This is a genomic window from Candidatus Avelusimicrobium aviculae (assembly GCF_949292495.1).
Lineage (GTDB): Bacteria > Elusimicrobiota > Elusimicrobia > Elusimicrobiales > Elusimicrobiaceae > Avelusimicrobium > Avelusimicrobium aviculae.
The window spans coordinates 77,216-96,389 of the sequence record NZ_CASEZB010000006.1 but is presented as its reverse complement, the minus strand read 5'-3'; the positions used below and the strand labels follow the sequence as shown (position 1 = coordinate 96,389).

Annotated in this window: 18 protein-coding genes; 8 read left to right on the top strand and 10 right to left on the bottom strand. The window is 50.3% G+C overall.

Going from position 1 to position 19,174, the window contains the following annotated elements:
• Window position 1: 1 nt before the first annotated feature.
• Genes murQ through ACQY33_RS01720 form a run of 3 tightly spaced genes read left to right on the top strand, consistent with a single transcriptional unit; the run spans window position 2 to window position 3,385 of the window.
• Window positions 2-907, top strand: a complete 906-nt coding sequence (murQ, locus tag ACQY33_RS01730; RefSeq protein WP_428073435.1) for an N-acetylmuramic acid 6-phosphate etherase — start codon at window positions 2-4, stop codon at window positions 905-907.
• Window positions 897-1,982, top strand: a complete 1,086-nt coding sequence (locus ACQY33_RS01725; protein ID WP_428073434.1) for an anhydro-N-acetylmuramic acid kinase — start codon at window positions 897-899, stop codon at window positions 1,980-1,982. Before murQ ends, ACQY33_RS01725 begins: the two co-directional genes overlap by 11 nt.
• Window positions 1,973-3,385 (top strand): glycoside hydrolase family 3 N-terminal domain-containing protein, encoded by a 1,413-nt coding sequence (locus tag ACQY33_RS01720; protein ID WP_428073433.1) that lies wholly within the window; start codon window positions 1,973-1,975, stop codon window positions 3,383-3,385. Before ACQY33_RS01725 ends, ACQY33_RS01720 begins: the two co-directional genes overlap by 10 nt.
• A 138-nt stretch (window positions 3,386-3,523) precedes the next feature.
• Here ACQY33_RS01720 and ACQY33_RS01715 read toward each other — a convergent pair whose 3' ends face one another.
• From ACQY33_RS01715 to ACQY33_RS01680, 8 genes are all read right to left on the bottom strand, one after another.
• Window positions 3,524-4,555, bottom strand: coding sequence for a hypothetical protein (locus tag ACQY33_RS01715; RefSeq protein WP_428073432.1), 1,032 nt, complete (start codon window positions 4,553-4,555; stop codon window positions 3,524-3,526).
• Window positions 4,556-4,715: 160 nt separating this feature from the next.
• Window positions 4,716-5,204: a nucleoside deaminase gene (locus tag ACQY33_RS01710; protein WP_428073431.1), complete on the bottom strand. Its 489-nt coding sequence runs from the start codon at window positions 5,202-5,204 to the stop codon at window positions 4,716-4,718.
• 30 nt (window positions 5,205-5,234) lie between these two features.
• The gene (locus ACQY33_RS01705; RefSeq protein WP_428073430.1) at window positions 5,235-7,109 is read right to left on the bottom strand and encodes a ComEC/Rec2 family competence protein; all 1,875 of its coding nucleotides are present in this window, start codon (window positions 7,107-7,109) and stop codon (window positions 5,235-5,237) included.
• Window positions 7,109-7,702 carry a recombination mediator RecR gene (gene recR, locus ACQY33_RS01700; RefSeq protein ID WP_428073429.1) on the bottom strand — a complete coding sequence of 198 codons (594 nt, stop codon included), beginning with the start codon at window positions 7,700-7,702 and terminating at the stop codon, window positions 7,109-7,111. The genes ACQY33_RS01705 and recR overlap by 1 nt, the downstream gene beginning before the upstream one ends.
• Before the next feature lies 1 nt (window position 7,703).
• A complete protein-coding gene (gene dnaX / locus ACQY33_RS01695) occupies window positions 7,704-9,539 on the bottom strand; it encodes a DNA polymerase III subunit gamma/tau (RefSeq protein ID WP_428073428.1) in 1,836 nt (611 codons plus the stop codon).
• A 4-nt stretch (window positions 9,540-9,543) separates the two neighbouring features.
• Window positions 9,544-9,984 carry a DoxX family protein gene (locus tag ACQY33_RS01690; protein WP_428073427.1) on the bottom strand — a complete coding sequence of 147 codons (441 nt, stop codon included), beginning with the start codon at window positions 9,982-9,984 and terminating at the stop codon, window positions 9,544-9,546.
• A gap of 10 nt (window positions 9,985-9,994) precedes the next feature.
• Complete coding sequence (locus ACQY33_RS01685) at window positions 9,995-10,846, bottom strand: hypothetical protein (RefSeq protein WP_428073426.1); 852 nt, start codon at window positions 10,844-10,846, stop codon at window positions 9,995-9,997.
• Window positions 10,846-11,928, bottom strand: coding sequence for a 1,9-bis(guanidino)-5-aza-nonane synthase (locus ACQY33_RS01680; protein WP_428073425.1), 1,083 nt, complete (start codon window positions 11,926-11,928; stop codon window positions 10,846-10,848). Before ACQY33_RS01680 ends, ACQY33_RS01685 begins: the two co-directional genes overlap by 1 nt.
• A gap of 170 nt (window positions 11,929-12,098) precedes the next feature.
• On the opposite strand from ACQY33_RS01680, the gene glyA reads away from it, so the two are divergent.
• From glyA to ACQY33_RS01655, 5 genes are all read left to right on the top strand, one after another.
• Complete coding sequence (gene glyA, locus ACQY33_RS01675; RefSeq protein WP_428073424.1) at window positions 12,099-13,343, top strand: serine hydroxymethyltransferase; 1,245 nt, start codon at window positions 12,099-12,101, stop codon at window positions 13,341-13,343.
• 341 nt (window positions 13,344-13,684) lie between these two features.
• Window positions 13,685-14,845 carry a S1 family peptidase gene (locus tag ACQY33_RS01670; RefSeq protein ID WP_428073423.1) on the top strand — a complete coding sequence of 387 codons (1,161 nt, stop codon included), beginning with the start codon at window positions 13,685-13,687 and terminating at the stop codon, window positions 14,843-14,845.
• Complete coding sequence (locus ACQY33_RS01665) at window positions 14,842-16,023, top strand: hypothetical protein (RefSeq protein ID WP_428073422.1); 1,182 nt, start codon at window positions 14,842-14,844, stop codon at window positions 16,021-16,023. The genes ACQY33_RS01670 and ACQY33_RS01665 overlap by 4 nt, the downstream gene beginning before the upstream one ends.
• Entirely contained in the window at window positions 16,014-17,120 is a 1,107-nt protein-coding gene (locus tag ACQY33_RS01660) for a S1 family peptidase (RefSeq protein ID WP_428073421.1), read from the top strand. Before ACQY33_RS01665 ends, ACQY33_RS01660 begins: the two co-directional genes overlap by 10 nt.
• 1 nt (window position 17,121) lies before the next feature.
• Window positions 17,122-17,373, top strand: a complete 252-nt coding sequence (locus tag ACQY33_RS01655) for a hypothetical protein (RefSeq protein WP_428073420.1) — start codon at window positions 17,122-17,124, stop codon at window positions 17,371-17,373.
• Window positions 17,374-17,549: 176 nt separating this feature from the next.
• Here the strand turns inward: ACQY33_RS01655 and ACQY33_RS01650 are convergent, their stop codons facing one another.
• Together ACQY33_RS01650 and atpC are read right to left on the bottom strand one after the other, a co-directional pair.
• Window positions 17,550-18,623 carry a tetratricopeptide repeat protein gene (locus tag ACQY33_RS01650; RefSeq protein ID WP_428073419.1) on the bottom strand — a complete coding sequence of 358 codons (1,074 nt, stop codon included), beginning with the start codon at window positions 18,621-18,623 and terminating at the stop codon, window positions 17,550-17,552.
• Window positions 18,624-18,761: 138 nt separating this feature from the next.
• Window positions 18,762-19,172, bottom strand: a complete 411-nt coding sequence (atpC, locus tag ACQY33_RS01645) for an ATP synthase F1 subunit epsilon (protein ID WP_428073418.1) — start codon at window positions 19,170-19,172, stop codon at window positions 18,762-18,764.
• Window positions 19,173-19,174: the final 2 nt, after the last annotated feature.

Sequence of the window (19,174 nt, the reverse complement as noted above, 5' to 3'; positions counted from 1 at the left end):
TATGAAAAAAGAAAACACTTCTCTTTATACAATGGCCACGGAAGCCGCCAACCCGCAAACGGCCGGGCTGGACCAAATGACACCGCTTCAAATCGCCCGTAAAATAAACGGGCAGGATTTCAACGCCGCCCGCGCCGTGAAACAGGCGGCAAAACCCATTTCCCAAGCTATACGCGCCGCCGCGCAAGCGTTTATGAACGGGCATAAAATTATTTTTATAGGGGCCGGCACCAGCGGGCGTTTAGGCGTATTGGAAGCGGCAGAATGCGTGCCCACGTTTGGCACAAAACCTTCCCAAATCATCGGAATCATAGCCGGCGGAAAAAACGCCATGTTCCGCGCCAAAGAAGGGGCGGAGGACAACCGCACCCAAGGAGCCAAAGATGTGCAAGCCAAAGCCCGCGCGGGGGATTTTGTTATCGGTCTTACCGCCAGCGGGGTAACGCCCTATGTGCTGGGCGCGCTGGAACAAGCGCGCCGGCTGGGAGCTCAAACCGCGTTGCTTACCTGCAACCCCAAGGCGGATTTTTCCTCTGCCGATATCGCCCTTTTCCTGCCCACCGGCCCGGAAGCGCTGGCCGGCTCCACCCGCATGAAAGCCGGCAGCGCCACCAAAATGGCGCTTAACGCCATTACCACCGGGGCCATGGCTTTATGCGGCAAAATGTACGGCAATTTAATGGCGGATGTACGCCCCACCAACAAAAAATTACTGGCGCGCGCCACGCGCCTGATTATGCAAATTGCCCATACGGACGAAAAAACAGCCGCCCGGTATTTAACCCTTTCCGGCAATCAGGTAAAAACGGCCTGTGTGATGATCTGCAAACAGGTGGATAAAGCCGCCGCAGAAAAATTACTTAAAAAATCCCGTGGGTTTTTAGGCAAGGTACTGCATGAAAAATAACATCGCTTTGGGGCTCATGAGCGGCACCAGCGCAGACGGTTTAACCATTTGCGCCGTTACCGTTCGTCCGTTTAGCGTATTGGCCTTTAAAAATTACCCTTACCCGCCGGAGTTACAAAATAAATTATTAAACGCTTTTACGTTTAATGCCCCTCAGTTAAGCGAACTAGATTTTGAACTGGGCCGCTTATACGCGCGCTTGGCGCAGAAATTTTTACGCCAAAGCGGCCTTTGCGCCAAACAAATTTGCGTGGTTGGTTCCCACGGGCAAACCGTTTACCACGGCCCGCAGGACAAAAACCCCAACACCTTGCAAATAGGAGAGCCCTCTTTTTTAGCCTGCGCGCTAAACGCGCCGGTGGTAAGCGACTTCCGCCCCAAAGACATGGCTTTAGGCGGGCAGGGCGCGCCGCTGGTTCCTTTTTTTGACGCTTTTTTATGGGGCAAACGGGCCCCGCGCACGGTGGTAAACATAGGGGGCATTTCCAACGTAACCGCCGTGGGACGCGGTATAAAAACCACCGGGTTTGACGCCGGCCCCGGCAATACGCTGATGGATTTGTTCTGCCAGCAAACCCTGCACCGCCCGTTTGATAAAAACGGCGCGTGCGCCGCCAAAGGCAAAGCGGATGAAAAACTGGTAAAACAATGGCTTTTACTGCCCTATTTCACCAAACGCCCGCCCAAGAGTTTAGACAAAAATACCTTTGGGCAACCCTTTTTGCAAAAATATGTAAGAGAGGCCTCCGCGCAAGATACGCTGGCTACGCTTAATTTATTTACGGCCGCCGCTATCACGCGGGCGCTGGCGTTTTTGCCCAAACCGGCGCGCGGCAAAATAGCCGTATGCGGCGGGGGCGCTTATAATGCAACCCTGCTGGAAAACTTGCGCCGCTTAAACCCGCGCGCGCAAATATACACAACCCAGCAGGACGGGCTCCACCCGTTAGCCAAAGAAAGCGCCGCGTTTGCGGTCATGGCTTTTGAAGCCTTAAACGGACGCACCAATCATTGCGCCCGCGCCACCGGGGCGCGTAAAAACGCCGTGTTAGGAAAAATCACTTTATGCAAATAAACCGTTTGGTTTTCCCCGGGTTTTGGTTTGACCGGCAAGACATTTCCTTTGCCGAAGAATTGGCGCGCGTAGGCGTGGGCGGTTTTTGTTTGTACGGCGGCACGCTGGCGCAAATTAAACAATTTACGCAAAGGGTGCGCCGGGCCTCCCCCCTAGAAAAAATACTTATCTGCGCCGATTATGAAGACGGCCTGGGCCGCTGGGTAAAAGACGCGCCGCGCCTGGCCCCCAACTTGGCCCTGGGCGCCGCCGGGGACGAAAACTTGGCGTTTGAAAAAGGCCTCCTAACCGCCCTGCAGGCGCGCCAACTGGATATAGATTGGGTTTTCGCCCCGGTGCTGGACCTGGCGGATACCCCCAAAAATCCCATTGTAAACGCGCGGGCCTTTGCGGCGGACACGCAAACAGTCACCCGCCTAGCGCGCGCGTTTATAAGCGGCTTAACCCAAGGCGGGGCGTTAAACTGTTTAAAACATTTCCCGGGGCACGGGCAAACGGAGACGGACTCCCATCTGGCCATGCCCGTACTGCACCGGACATTGGCCCAATTAAACCAGCATGAATTAATCCCTTTTATTGAACTGTTTAAACATACGCACGGGGTAATGACGGGGCATTTGCTGCTTCCCGCATTAGACCCGCAGAACCCGGCTTCTTTCTCCCCCGCCATACAGACGCAGCTGCTTAAAAACCAATTAGGCTGGAAAGGCTGCGTGCTGACGGACGCTTTACTGATGCGCGCCATCGGGGATGAAAAACAAACCGCCATAAAAGCCCTGCTGGCGGGAAGCCATATCTTGCTGGCGATGAATGACCCGGTTTCTTTGTTGGATTTTCTGCATAAAAACCCGGCAAACCCCGCTATTGTGCAAGAAGCCTGCGCGCAAATAGACGCTCTTTGCCAGCAAGCCAAACGCCTGGCGGCGCGCTCCGGCGGGAGTTTAGAAACACTTTCCACCTTTAATCAGCGCGCGGCCCAGGCGGCCTGCGTACAAACGGGGAAAATAACATTAAACAAAGAAAATAAAATAAAACTGCTTGCGCTGGGAGATCAGGAACAACGGGGTTTTGCCGTATTTGAAGAAACCCTCAAACAAGAGGGTGTGAACGTGGTATCCCACGGGGCGGACACGCTGGTTCTGCTTTCTTTATCCAATTACAAATCTTTTAAAGGACATATTAATTTGTCTGAACAGGAGCTGGCTTTGGCGCGTAAGGAAATAAAACAACACTCTCAAAGCGTGTTGGTGTGCCTGGGGAGCCCGTTTGCCGCCTTGGATTTACAACAAGAAGTGCAAAGCACCCTGCACGCTTTTTGCCCTTTGGACGCCTTCCAACAAACAGCGGCGGAAATTTTGCTTGGAAAACGCGCCGCTAAAGGGAATCTGCCGGTAGCGCTCTAACTACGCGCCCTGTTTAAAGAAGAAAAAATGACGGGGATTGACTGCCACTAAAACGCAAGCCGTGAGAGCGAAGGCCCGGTTTATAATATATTTGCCACGGCTAAACATAATAAAAACCCCTGCCAAGCAGGGGTTTGGTTATTGGGGGAAAATGATTTGCTCGTCAAATCCTATGTGCCGGGCCCAAGTTTTGTTTTTAAACAACAGTAAACCCGGGTTGGCGTATTTAAATTTAGTCCAAGCGTGAAAAAAAGACAAAGACAAAGAACGCGCCGTCTGCATGATACTTACATATGTTTTTTGGGCTCCCAACAGATTGGGCAAAGAACTTGGCATATCATATACACAATGGTTGGCCCCGGTATAAATAAAAAACACCGCATGGGGATATTTAGCCCGCCACTCTTTGATGCGTTTTGCCCAATGGAGGTTACGCACTTGTATCCCTTGCGAAGCCACGGCTCCTTTTATTAAATGCTCATTTTGAACATAAAAAGTATCTGTTTTGGGGTTCTCTTCCAACCCAGCCACAATAATTCCGCGCGCGCTAATTTTCCGCATTAACGGAGAATACTCCGCCTCCGCCCCCTTTTTAGAAAACACTTCCACACCGGACACCCCGCTGTCTCTTACGCTTTCCGTAAGAAAAATAATTTTCTTCCCTGGATAGCGCAGCTGATAATTTTGCAACACCTGCAGCACCAGCGTGCGAGACTGCTCCAAGTAATGCTCTTCCCCTAAAAAAACGTATTGGGTATCCGGCCCGATCCGCCGGGCCATATCTGCAGCTTGGCTAAAGGGCAACACTGAAATTTCCGTTTGCAGTTTTTGGTCATTTTTGCGAAGAAAATTGAGCTGCCTTTCCCTTATGATGCGATGAATAATGTTTAATTTATTGCTTGCGCCGGCCCAAGCAACGGCCAATGTCTGATAAACATCAGATATAGAATACGGCGTAACGGGTGCATAATAGATATCTAAAACTTTACGCATATGGGCTTCTTTTTCCAGCGTTTGGTTTAGAGCTTTTAAGCGCGTTTTGCTCTTTTGCAAAGAAATACTGGCCTTTTTAGCAGATTGGCCCAGCGCTTTATCCACCGCCTGCTGCCACGTCTGCCCGAAAAGCATGGCCGGGAGAAAAATACAAAATAAAAAGAGTATTGTTTTCATTCTTTTTGCTTAAATATATTTCTGTTAAATTTTTATGATGCGGCAAAAGCCTATATTATTATGTTACTTGTTTCCCGCCCACCCCACCAGGGCCGTTAGACCTATACGCACAAAAAAATGGGCCTATACACTAATAGGCCCATGCAAGCTGATAAACAAATTAATAAGTTATTTTATCCGTACGCGCGCTCCACACCTCAAAGGGGGTTTCCGCTCCGTCTAATACAATGTGTACGGTGGGAATGGTGCGTTTATCCGCCGGGAGAGGGATTTCATCATAAATAAACTTGTCATCAAAGCCGTGTTTGGCGGCGCAGTAGCGGTCCGCCGCGAAATACAAGGCCTTGGGGCGGGCCCAGTAAATAGCCCCCAAACACATGGGGCACGGCTCACAAGAGGAATAAATCACGCAGTCTTTTAACTCAAAAGTTCCCAATTTTTTGCAGGCTTTGCGTATGGCGTCCACCTCGGCATGGCAGGTAGGGTCATTGGCGGAGGTAACTTGGTTAAAACCTTCGGCCACAATCTCCCCGTTGCGCACCACCACCGCGCCAAACGGTCCGCCTTTGCCGGTTTGCATGTTTTGGGCCGCCAACTCTATGGCGCGCGTTAAAAAACGTTTGTGTTCTTGCAGTTCTTGTTCTGTCATAAAAAGTCTTCCTCTTTTTTCTATTATAGCTTAAATGGCAACAGAAACCGTTCCGTTGCGCACGCTTTGTACCGGCCCCTGGGGCGTTTGCACAAAAAATTGCCCCGCCCCTATTACCAAGGTTTTCCCGCAGGACTGGACCTCAAAAGAAAGCGTTTCCCCTTTTGCGCCGCTGTAGCCGGGTTGTTCCCATTCCCCATTTGTACGGCTGCTATGCTTCCCCCAAATGGCTTTTACCGCGCTGTTGCCAAACGTCCACGTATCGGACGGCCAAGCCTCGCCCGCGCGTGCATAAACGGTTTGAGCTACCTCAAACTCTTGGGCTAATTCCAACGCGTTTTGTTGTTCTTTTTTATCATAGCGCGTCACAAAAACCCCGTCTAGGCGGGTACTCCCGCTTTTTAACACGGCATGCGCCAAACTGGGCGCGTTTATACCCGTGCCAAACAACAAATTTTGCCCGTCACAAGTGCGTACCAATACAACGGACTGGTTCCATTCCCTCAGCACCCACACCCGCGTTCGCATAGAATACCAGCCCTGCGCCGCCAGACATACCGCCGCACCCGCCAAACAAAAAGGCATTATTTTTTTGGCAAATGGTTTGCAAGGAAAATGAAACAGCCAAAACAAAACCAAATAGTACGCGGCAATACATCCGCCACCCCAAGCGGCGCCGGGAACTGACGCCAACGGCAAAGAGGCAAAAAATTCCACCAGTTTTTGAAACACCCATAACAGGCCGCCCAACACCCCTTGCAGCAAAAAACCCAAGTGGCACAAATCAAACAGGTAAAACAAAAAGCCAACTCCCATAACCGCCGAAGCCAACGGCACCAACAGCATATTGGAAATCAACCCGGTAACGGATACTTTATAAAAAACATTGGTAAAAACAGGCAACAACGCCAACTGGCTGGAAAGCGTGGCTAAAAAAATCTGCGTAAAAAACCGGGCGGGTTTGGGCCACACGGGCGGAATTTTCCAAAAGTTCAAACAAAGAATAATAGCCAGCGTAGCCAAAAAAGACATTTGAAAACCGGTTTCAAACAAAGCGCCGGGCGTTGCAAGCAAAATAATAAAACACGCGGTAATAAGCCCCTGAAACACGCCGCTGTTACGGTTTAACAAAAAACCCATACACGCGCACAGCGCCATAAAATAAGCGCGCACCAAAGGCGCGTCCGCCCCGGCGGCTAACGTATATAATCCGGCGGCGGCCAAAGCAATAAGTACGGTTTTTTTACGGCTGAGCCCAAATAAAGAACAAAAAGCAAACGCCATTAACGTAACAAAACCCACATTGCCGCCGGACGCCACTAACAAATGAACGGCGCCGCTGTCTTGAAAATCTTCATACAAAGCTTCGGATATATTGCCCCGTTCCCCCAGCATAACCCCGCCGGCTATGGAAGCCAACTGCGGGGAAAAACGGCTGTCCAGCGTGTGCAAAATGCTTTCCCTTACTGTGCGAAGGGCGCGGTATGGCCACGGCGCCGGCTTTACTACCTGTAAGGAAGAAGAGCGTATCTCCGCGAACACTCCTTTTAAAGCCAAATAATCCCCCCAGGCAAAATTGCCCAACAAATCCACATTATAGGGGCGTTTTAATTTGCCTTGCAGGAGGATTTGGTCTTTCCATTGCGGGCAGGTATATTTTACGCGGGCAAACACGCGGCCTTTAGCCGGTGCGCCGTTTATGCGCAATACGCGTACAATGGCGTTATAGTATTCTTTTTTGGAAACGGAAAAATTTTCCACACGCCCTTCTAGCGTTACTTCTTCTTTAGAAACCCAAAAAGAAGCATCCCCCGGTTTGGGCGCCGGGTGATAAAATAAAAACAACCCAATGATATATAAAATTAACGCCCACAAAAGCGGGCGTTTATAGGCGGAAGGATGCATTAGAGTTTTGTTCGGCCTTTGAGGGAATAGCCCAGCGTCATTTCGTCAATATAATCAATATCCCCCCCTAGCGGCACGCCGTAGCCGATGCGGGTTATTTTATCCACCAGGCCGCGCAGCAAATCGGCCAAATAAAGGGCGGTAGTTTCGCCTTCGCTGTCCGGGTCGGTGGCGATGATGACCTCTTTAATGGGAGTGGTGGCATGCTGTACGCGGTCTAACAATTCTTTTACTTTTACTTGGTCCGCGCCGCGCCCTTCCATGGGGGATATGGCGCCGTGCAGCACATGGTATAACCCTTTGTATGCGCCGGTTTTTTCTATGGATTCAATATCCTGGGGGTCTTCCACCACGCAAATCACGTCTTGCTGGCGGTCCGGGTCGGCGCAGATTTCGCACACGTCCCCCTCACAATACGCAAAACAGGAAGAGCAAAGTTTTACATCTTCCTTTAACGCCAATAAAGCGGAAATAAATTCTTCCGTTTCCCCTTGGGACGCGCGCAAAAAATAAGCGGAAAAACGCTCCGCCTGCCGGGGGCCCACCCCGGGCAGTCTGCGAAACGCGCGGACCAGTCTTTCCAAGCTTTTCATATTAAGCCATTAGCTCCCCGGGGATAATACTAAATAAATCTTTTAATTCTTCCGGCGCTTGCTGTGGGGCGGAGGGCTGGGCATCGGCGGAAAAATCCCCTTTTACAAAAGGCTCCTCTTGGCTAAGGGCCTGCGCCGCGGGCGCCGCGTCGGGTTTGCTTTCCCGCACGGCAGTTTTTGCGGCAGAGGGAGATTCTTTTTTTACCGCGGATTTGGCGGCATTGGAAGCCAGCACAATTTTGATTTTTCTTTTGCAAATTTTAAAAGCCGCCGCTTCCAATTCCGCCAGCTTGCTTTGGGCGGGAATACGGTAAAATTCTTTACCGGGGCCAAAAGAAAGCGTCCAGGTACCGTCCGCAAATTGAACGGAACAGCTGGTCATCACGTCATACACCAGCGGGCTTTTGGCAAATTGCGTTAATAACGCCTCCCACGCTTGGTTATCCGTCAGCACGGGGGAGGGCTCGGCCGGAGCAGAGGCAGGCGCCGGCTCAGGGGAGGCGGGTTCTTGCGCCAACAAAGAAGACACGGACTCATCCCCTTTAGAAAAATCTTCCGTCGTTCTTTTTGTTTCCGCCGGGGCCGCCGCGGCCTGCATGGGCGGTTTATAGGAGACTTGCGCCGGTTTGGCGGAGGAGCCCCTTTCCACAGCCGGGCCGGACCCCGTACCGGAGCCGGGCGGGAGGGTTTCCCCTCTCTCCAGCGCTTCCAAACGGCGCACAAAGTTTTCTATATCCAAACAACTGTCCATAACGGTAAACAGGCCCACTTCCGCGCTGACCAGGGTATTATCAGAAAATTTAACCTCTTCAATCAGCTTGTTTACTTTACGGGATAAAGAAGCCAAAAACCCGGGGGAAACCCGCCCCGTAATTTGTTTGGCCCCCTCAAAAGGCTCGTTACCTTGGCCCAGGGCAAAGTAAAACAAATCTCCCAATGCGTTTTTTAAATCTTTTAGAAAAGAATTGGCGTCAAACCCCTCGCTTTTTAAGGTTTCAAACACCTGGTGCAAGGCGGCGTTGTTTTTATCCGCCAGCGCGGTTACGGCTTGGGAAATGAGTTCGTCGGGCGTAAGCCCCAACATTTCCCCCACCAGTTTTTCATCTATACGCTCGCCGGAATAGGCGATGGCCCGGTCCAGCAGTGTCAACGCGTCACGCATGGCGCCGCCGGCGTTTTTGGCAATAATGCGCGCCGCGCCGGGGGTTAAATCAATATTTTCCGCGCCGGATAAATCCAACAAATGGTTGGCAATTTCGTCCACCGTAATCGGGCGGAAACGAAACGTTTGGCAGCGGCTGACAATGGTGGCGGGCACTTTGTGCTTTTCGGTAGTGGCTAAAATAAACACCACATGGGAAGGCGGTTCTTCTATGGTTTTTAAAAGCGCGTTAAAAGAACTGGTGGAAAGCATGTGTACTTCATCTAAAATAAATACTTTAAAACGGTCCCTGGAAGAGGCCAACGCCACCGTATCTATAATCGCCTCACGCACTTTTTCCACTTGGGTGTTGCTGGCGGCGTCCAACTCCAACACATCCAAATCACTGCTTTGGGCAATTTCTAAACACTGGGGGCATTTCCCGCACGGTTCGTCCGTGGGTTTGGTGCGGCCCTCCCCCGTACAGTTTAACGCTTTGGCCAATATGCGCGCCGTAGTGGTTTTGCCGCAGCCGCGCGGACCGTAAAACAAATAGGCGTGCGCTATGCGCCCCAACTTAAGCGCATTTTTTAATGTTTTGGAAATACTTTCCTGCCCTACCATATCTTCAAACGTTTGCGGGCGGTATTTATTGGCTAAACTAACGTATTTATTGCTTTCGTCAAACATTTCCATAACATTAACCTCTTCTTTTTTTCTTCAAACGGCGCTGGGCCCAGCGGAAATCCAAACTAATACGCCCCGGCCCCAACATAGACACCATCAACAGCGGCGTGGCTAACAGCACACACAGCGCCACAAAAATTTTATTCAAATCCCCCGCGAAAAACACCCACGCGCAGGCCGCGCTGCTGACAAACGCCACCGCAGCCGCCCACCGGGTAAACCAACCTAAAATTAAAAACAGCGCACAAAAAATTTCCAACACCACCAACACAAAACCCACCGTTACGGAAAACGGAACCCGAAGCGCGGTAATGTTATAAACAAACTCCCGGTAAAAAAGCAAACAGCCTACCGTAACGTATAATAAAGACAGTCCGGTAAGCAGGCGGCCTAAAAACAGGGCTAAAGAAAAACGCTGTTCATCTATTTTACAATGCAGTTCCAATTCAGACATGGCAATCTCCTTAAAATTTAGCTTCTACGGACATGGAAAAATACGTTTTGCGCGTTTCTTCCCGTTTTGGTTCAAATATTTCCACCCCGCCCCGGAAATCCATATCCCAAAAATGCAGGGCCAAGCCGCCGCTTACCGCTACGGCAAAATCTCTTTTCCCGGCGTATTTATAACGCACCCAAGACGCATAAGGCGTAATCCAGCGGGTGGGGTAGCTTATGCGCGCGCCGGTTGTTTCTTTTACAAAACCCTGTATCACCGCTACCATAAACGGGATATCCGCCCAGTTGGCGGTTACGCCGTACGGAGGTTGGCTACTATATTTTATCACTTTCTGGTAGACGGCCCGCAACTGCAAAGGCCCCAGCCAACCGGCAGCCGCCCCTTGGGCAAATGTTTCCACCGTGGCAAATTTCGCAGGCAGCCTGCGCCCAGCGTGATCCGAATAAACATCATAACGCGTTTGTCCAGCGGCAAAATCCAACACCGGTTCTTTAATGATACCATACCGGTAAAAAGGCTTCCAGCTGACCCCCGCCTGGTAAGACACGCTTTGAAACCCCAGTGTAATAGGCACCCAGCGCCCGGTTGCCGTAAAAGCGGTTTTATCGTTTAGCTCATACAATACCGTTAAGCCGTAACGGGAAGTGGAACCGGCTTCGTCTTCTTCTTTGTCGCTTCGGCGGTAATAGCCGTAATCGGGCGTGAGGATAAAACCGTTGTCTAAATCCAGCTTATATTCGCCGCGCAGGGCGGCGTAGCCTTTCTCTCCGTTTACGCCTGAAAAACTGAGCTGCCCGTAGCATAACGCACACGGGCAGACCAGTATTAACAGAACAGCAAACAGACGGTAAAAGCTCATTATTTTTTAGCTTTGGCTTCTTTGGCTTTTAACGCGGCCACTTTTTTGTCTTCTTCCTGCAGGAATTTTACATAATTGGCGGCTTTGCGTTTTTTCCAAGCGCCTTTGTGATAACCGTAACCGATGATAAGCGGGATCAGCGTGGTGCATTCCCCGTAAACCATTTGTTCCAAAGCGGTGGAAACTTTACCCCAAGAGGAAGCTTCTTTAAGCGTGGAACCGGAGAGCGCCCCGTCGCGCACGTCCGCCACGGTGATTTGCACGGCGTATTTATGCATGGGGGAATCGGCGCCTAACACTTCGGCGGCCACCACGGTGTCTTGGGCGAAGTTTTTCGGTACCCCGCCGGAGAACATCATAAGCCCCGTTTCTTTGGCTTTGATTTTAATTTTGGTTAATTCCAGGAAATCTTTGGCGCTGTCAATAGAAACATGGGCGGTGGGGTGTTCGGTCTGATGGGCTACAAAACCAAACCCGGCGGAACAGTCAGAAAACGCGGGAACAAACACCGGCACGCCGTATTTATAAGCGTTGTAAACAATGGAATCTTTGCCTTTGCCTTTTTTCTCCAGCCATTTGCCCATTTCCCAAATAAATTCGCGGGAAGAATAGGGGCGGGGCTCCAGCGTGTTGCAAATTTTGTGGATGGTTTCGTCGCAAACTTTCAGTTCGTCTTCGTCAATATAGGTGTCATAAATGCGGTCAATATGCAAGTCACGCAGCAAGTTGTCGTCGGCGTTATGCGGAGTGCCTATATAATGTTTAAAACCCAACGCTTCAAAGAAGTCTTGGTCCACAATGTTGGCGCCGTTGGAAACAATGGCGTCCACCATGTTGTTTTGAATCATATCCACCACTACTTTTTTAAGACCTGCAGATACCAAAGACCCGGCAATGCACAAAATAACGGAGCATTTTTTGTCGGAAAGCATCATATTGTAGATTTTGCTTGCTCTAGCCACTTCGCGGGAAGCGTAAGCCATACTTTCAAAAGCTTCCACCATGGGAACCACATTGTATTTTTTCAAGTCAATGTGTTTGATGGTTGCTTTCAGAAAGTCTTTTTTTGTTAATTTTGCCATTTTTTTAACACCTCATTACTGGATTTTTGTATTGATTTTTTACGCAAATCACGCGCTATTTTATTTTTACTTAATTATTTAGTAAATTATATTAAATTATACGGGATTTTCATAGGGAAAATCTAACTTTTTTCATGCGGGTTTTTACACCCGCCCCAAAAGGAGTTTTTATGTACGAATTTTTACAGCAAACAGACCCCGCCGTTTACGACGCCGTTGCCAAAGAGCTAAGCCGCCAGCGCAATAAGCTGGAGCTGATCGCCTCGGAAAATTTTACTTCCCAAGCCGTCATGCAGGCCCAAGGAAGCGTGCTTACCAACAAATACGCGGAAGGCTACCCCGCCAAACGTTACTACGGCGGCTGTGAAAATGTGGATATTGTGGAAAACCTGGCTATTGAACGCGCCAAAAAATTATTCGGCGCCGAACACGCCAACGTACAGCCGCACTCCGGCGCGCAGGCTAACATGGCCGTCTATTTGGCCCTGCTTCAGCCTGGGGACACCGTGCTGGGGCTGAACCTGTCCCACGGGGGACATTTAACCCATGGGCACCCGCTCAATTTTTCCGGCAAGTTATATCACATTGTGGCCATGAACGTGCGCCCCGATACGGAAGAACTGGATTATGACGAAGCCGCCAAACTGGCCCTGGAGCATAAACCCAAAATGATTTTGGCGGGAGCCTCCAACTATTCCCGCATATTTGATTGGAAACGCCTGCGCGAAATTGCCGATTCCTGCAAGGCGTATTTAGTGTGCGACGTGGCCCACTACGCGGGCCTCATCGCCGCCGGAGAATATCCCAATCCTTTTCCGTATGCGGACGTGGTTACCACCACAACCCATAAAACGTTGCGCGGGCCGCGCGGCGGGCTGATTTTATGCAAAGAAGCGTTGGCCAAGGCCATTAACTCGGCCGTGTTCCCCGGCGTACAGGGCGGGCCGCTGATGCACGTTATCGCCGGCAAAGCTGTTTGCTTCGGCGAAGCGTTAACCCCGCAATTCAAAGCCTACCAGCACCAAGTAAAACGAAACGCCGCCGAACTGGCCAAACAACTTAAAGACCGCGGATATCGTTTGGTGGCGGGCGGAACGGACAGCCATGTCATGTGTTTAGACTTGCGCTCCAAAGGCCTTACCGGCAAAGCGGCCGAAGCCGCCTTGGACAAAGCCGGCATTACCGCCAATAAAAACACCATTCCGTTTGACCCGGAAAAACCCTTTGTCACCAGCGGGCTTCGCTTGGGTACCCCGGCCGTTACCACGCGCGGCATGAAAGAAAAAGACATGGCCCAAATAGCCGCTTTTATTGATGAAGCGCTTTCCCACCCGCAGGATGAGGCGCTGCTGGCAGATATCGCCCAGCGGGTAAAACGCTTTTTAGAGGCTTTCCCGCTGTATCCTAATTTATAATTACACGCCCAACCAATTAAAACGCGCCGCGAAACGGCGCGTTTTTTCAGGCCTAAAGACCCAGCGTTTTGTGGGTCCAAGGGCCCTGGAAGAGTGCTTATAAAAAACAGATAATTTATATATGAACTGCTTTCGGTTTTCAGCCCTAATCTGCTCTTGCGCGTGGGCCTTGCCGTGCGCAGCACAGCCCAAAAACGCTGTATTCCGAGGCAAAACCAAGCACTGTTCCCTTTGCCCGGGCCACGCAGGGAGCGCAACAAACAGACATTGAAGTGAATATAAATCGTTCCCAACATCTATTTTACACAGTGGATGTAACCGAACCGTAACGAAACATTAATATGAAACGTTTTTTGCCTTTCGCCGTTTGTCTTTTATTGCTGCTCTTAGGAATTTCTTCCCAAGCGCAAAAGAATGCTGCGGCACAAAAACTGGCAAAAAAGTTCTCCCTTAAAACAACAGCGTCCGCCGGGACCAACGCCCAACAAACCGCGCAAAAAGCGGTATCCTCTTTAACACGCCATACAGCCGCCGCGCGCAAAGCGGCTTTGCGCAACCAAGCCCAACGTTCCCTTTTTATTGTGGGAAGCGATACAAACCCCGCCCCCGCAACCGGCTTTGTCATTGAAGAGCGGTTTAACGGAAAATCTTTTTTGTGGGGCGTAACGGCGGCGCACCTAATAGACGCGTATGAAGCCCCTTTTATGATGTTTATGATAGACGAGCAGCCCATGGGCTTTGACGCCGCAACCGTTGTAAAAGGGCACCGGGATGGGGCGGATATTGCGTTACTGCTTCTTCCGCCGCAGGCGGCGGAGTGGGTAAAACCTTTATCCATCTCCCGAAAGACGCCCAAAACGGGGGAGAAAACCTTTTCCATAGGGTATGCGGCTGGCGTATTTAAACAGGTGCAAAACCGCGAGCTTTTAGAAACAAATCCCTTTCGGCTGGTAACTTCTTATGAGATGCGCCATACCCCCAGAAGGGGTTATTGCGGGAGCCCTTTACTTAACGCCCAAAATGAAGTAATAGGCGTACATTGCGGCAGCGATTTGCAAGAACACCATGCCGCTTGGAGAAGCGATTTTAAAAAATTAAAAATGCCGGCGCCGGACGTCAGCCTAGCCGTGCCCGTCCAACACATATCGGACTTGCTGGCCCAATACCGGCTGGGCCAATACCGGGGAATACCCTTGAAAGCCGGAAATATTTTTATAGGAGCTTTGCTGCCGCATCAACATATTATGCAGGTGGCGGTTATTAAAAATAACCGTTTGGAACAAGCCGTCAACGGCGGACCGTTTGTAGACCCAACCCGCTTGGAACGTTTCTTAACAACAGCCGGAGCGGACGGATTATTGGTAACCGTTTATGACCCTGCCGAACAAGAAAAACAAATTATTGAGTATATTGTAAATTTTAAAACGGCCCGTGTTGAAAAACAAACAAGAACTTTGTCCGGAAAACCGCCGTTTTCTTTTCGCGTTAGGAAAATAAAATGATACGTATTTTTACCCCATGTTTTTTGTGCACGGTTTTATTTTTCACTTGCCCGCAGCCTTTATATGCGGGCGGGGGTTGGCCGAAAAAAATCAAAACGGCAACGCAAACCCTTTCCCAAACGTCTGCAAAAACCCGCACCAAAATTGCCGCAGCGGTAAATACATTAAACAAACGCCTTTCACGCAAAGCCGCCGAGGCCCAACCTTGGCAGCATTCCGTATTTTATATTAAACCTTCTTGGAAAATGCCCGTAGCGGGAAGCGGATTTGTGTTTCAAACAAATGATCAAGCGGAGCAGAAAATTTTTGGTTTTATCTCCGCGCATATTACACCCGTCTCATTAGCCAAAGGAGAAAAATTTGACGTTGTATTCCTCAACGGGAAAAAACCGCTTACCGTGCGCGCGGAACTGTTGCTGCGCGGGACATCGTTTAGGCTGGACGCGGCGCTTATACGCTTTGAACCGACCGCCGAATTTTTAGAATTTGTAAAACCTTTCTCTTTAAACGAAAGAAAAGTCGTCCCCTGGGCTACGCTTTCAGCCGTGGGATATGCCCGCCAAGAGCCTTCCCTCTCCCCAAACCGGAAAGTGAAAATACTAAATCCATCGCTTATTACCACTTCATACACATTAGAACGCCATAAACGGGCCGGATTTTGCGGAAGTCCTCTCCTTAACGCGCAAGGGGAAGTGGTGGGGTTACATTGCGGATCCTTAACTGAAGATTTTCCCCCTCACCGGCCCTCCCTTTTGCCAAAAGGACAAAATTTATGGCCCGTAAACAACTATTCCCAACGCGTTAGTTTTGCCGTTCCTGCCCGATTACTGGGAGATTTGGTGCGCGCTTACCACCAAGGAGGCTCTTTCAAACGCCCCATATTATGGGATTCGCTTACCGTGGCGGAAATAGATGTAAACGAACATATAGAAAACATTACTGTCTTTTATTCCAACTCAGACAATCTTCTCCAAAGCGAGCCTCTTTGGCTGGCGGACAAAGAACCTTTTTTAAACGAACTGAATTTGCGTGAAACGTTTGACCATCCCAACATACAAGGGATTATGATAATGGTGCAATCGGCTCCCCGGGCGGATAAAACCTGCCTGCGGCGCACATATGTAACAGACCTAAACAGCGGCATAACAGACGTTAGTGAGGAGACCGTATGCAATTAAAGATTTTTTTTATTTTTTTATTTTGCGCCGCGTTAGGGGCATTGCCGGCCCACGCCCAGCAACGCCTTTCCCTGCAAAAAGCAGCCAACCGGCTGGCTTATTATACCCAACAGCAAACTATGCGCGCCGTGCGGCAAGCGGCCCGCAAAAGCCGCGCGTGGACAAACCGCACTATCCGCCGCAGCGTGTTTTTAATAGACCAAAGCCCTAATTTTCCCATGCGGGGAAGCGGATTCGTGGTGCAAGATCCTATCACAAATACTTTATGGGGCGTAACGGCGCGCCATATGCAGGAATACCTGCCGCCGGATTTCCCCGTAGTGTTTGCCGATGAAAACGGCAAAACGTATTCTTTTTGCGCTCATTTGGCTTTTCACGGAAATATACAGGGGGCGGATATTGCCTTAATACGCCTGCCGCCGGAAGCGGCGGCTGTCGCGCGGCCGCTAAAACTGGCCAAACAGCTTCCAAAACCCGGGGAGAATTTATTTTCCATCGGCTATGGAAAAGGCGTTCTTCAAACCATAAACGGGCGTACCGTTTTTACCGCCTACCCCGCTTATATCACAACCGCTTTTAAACTGCCTAAAGGCAAACGCGCGGGTTATTGCGGAAGCCCCGTATTTAACGCGCAAGGAGAAGTGGCCGGCGTACACTGCGGGAGTTCCTTTCCGCTGCAAGACGCACAGCAGCCGCAATGGCATAGAGATCTGCAATCACTCAACAGCCCGGACGCGCGCTGGCCCGCTTTCAGCGTCGCTATACCAGGCTCCTGGGTGGAACAACTGTTAGCCAAAGCGCGGGGGCAAGAAAGTCCCGGCACGGCGTTAAAAATAAACGGGGTGACTATTACCCAGCTTGCCCCTGAGGATGCTATAATAGAAATTTCGTTAATACAAAACGGAAAGCTGACCAAACGATTGCGGCAAAACCCGTTTATAGATTACGCACATTTGGAAAAACTGTTCGCGCTTGCCCCGCAGGATGAACTGCTGGTTATTGTTTCCCGCGGGGACGCCTATGACCCTTACCGCAAAACATGGCGCTACCGTTTTAAACAGAGTGATGGAACCGTCTCCCGGGAGAGTTTACGCTGATATGGAAAAAAAGATCCTTCTATTAACCGCCTTAGCCGCCGCATGCTGTCTTACAGGAGCTTCCGCATTAGAGGCCCAGCCGCCTCACCCCGCTTTAAAACGGTTCTTACTTACTTTACATAAACAGCAACAACAGCCGCTTGCTTTTCTGCGCTCTTTCTTGCGGCGTGCCACGGCCAAAGCGCAAAAAAAAGCCATCGCCCAATTAAAAGAATCTCCCTTGCCGCAACCCCAAAGAACGGTTTTTTATTAAGAGACGCTACGAATACATATAAAACTCCGTTTTACGCCTCCGGCTTTGTGATAGAGGAAATTTTTGAAGGAAAACGCTGTCTTTGGGGCGTGACCGCCAAACAATATACCGCTATCATTTGGCTACACGGGAAATAAGCGTGTATTCTTTTACCGGGATATTATCCCCCAACTAACTTAAGGCTGAGGCAACTGCTGCAATCGTTCTTGAGCCGCTTGATTGCCGTTTTGGGCCGCTTTGCCCAGCCATTTGCGGGCTTCACTCATATTTTGGCGTATGCCCAATCCCTTATAATAACTTTGTCCCACTACATATTGGGCGTCCGCATAACCGGCTTCGGCCGCGCGGCTGAAAAATTGCAACGCTTTTTTAACGGATTTATCCGTCCCCTGCCCTTGTATATACATCACCCCGGTTAAATATTGGGCTTCCACATTGCCCTGTGCGGCGGCGTTGGCAAACCATTTAAAAGCTTCCGTATAGTCAGGCCCGCCGTCCTGTTCGCTTTGCGTGTAGGCTTGTTTCCCCCAATATAACTGCGCCTGCGGATCTCCCGCTTCCGCCGCCGGAGCCAACAGTGCGCGGGCTTTTTCTTCATCTTTGGCTACGCCTTTTCCCTCCGCATACAGTAAACCCAAGCGCGCTTGCCCCTGCGGAATTTTCTGTTCCGCCGCCACGCTGTACCAATGAGAGGCTTCCTCCAAGTCTGGGGATAAAAAACCCTCTTCATACAAACGCCCTAATTCCAAAGCGGCGGCGCCGTTGCCAATACGCGCCTGCAAACTGGCCGTAAAAGCGGCCAGCACAGCGTCATATAATTGGGTGTTTTTGGCAAAAGCTTCTTTAATTTGGTTTTGGCAGTCAGCGTCTCCCTGCAGGGCGGCGTGCATACACCAAAATAAAGAAGATTCTTGGCTGGGCCGTAAACCGGCAAGACCCTCCTGATAAAAACGGGCTAACTCTTTTTGGGCGGGCAAATAGCCTTTTCCGGCGGCCAAACGGAAATAAGACACGGCAGACTGGGCGTCCGCTTCCCCCCCTTGCGTACTTAAATACATTTCCCCTAATTTATAAGCGGCTGCAGCATCCCCCGCCGCGGCTTGCTGGGCGTACGTTTCGCGCAGGGTTGCCGGATCTTGCAATATTTCCGTATTCTCTCCCGTTAAAAACCGCTTGGTATACGTTAACGCCCCGTACCATCCGGCGCAAAAAGCCGCCAATATAAAAAATACCAGTAAAAGTTTTTTCATGGTTATACCCTCTTTTATTTGTTCAACCTGCCGTTATGTTTATTATACCAAGCCCGCACGCCACATGCCTGATAAACTGCACCAACGCCCCATAAAAAAGCCCCGCGGCAAGCGGGGCTTTTTATCAGAAACAAAAACTTAAATATGTTTCTTTTTCACTTTCATGCGGGCAATGGCTTGCTTGATTTCAATTTCCGCCAATTCAAAATCAATATCCGCGTCTTTTCTAGAAAGGCTTTCTTTTACGCGTTTGATTTTTTGGGCTTCTTCCTCAGCGTCAATTTCATCGGCTAAGGCAGCCCCTTCAGCAAAAACGTTTACCGTATCATGCAATACTTCCGCAAACCCGCCCAAAACGGCGAATTCTTCCTTCTTATCGCCTTGTTTATAGCGCAGCGAGCCCATACCCAGCTGCACGATCATCTTCGCGTGACGGGGCAAAACGCCCATTTCCCCTTCAAAGGCGGGCAGGATGACCATGTCCACCTCTAAATTGGAAATGAGCTGTTTTTCCGGCGTAATCAGGTTTAGAATCAGCTTTTTGGCCATAC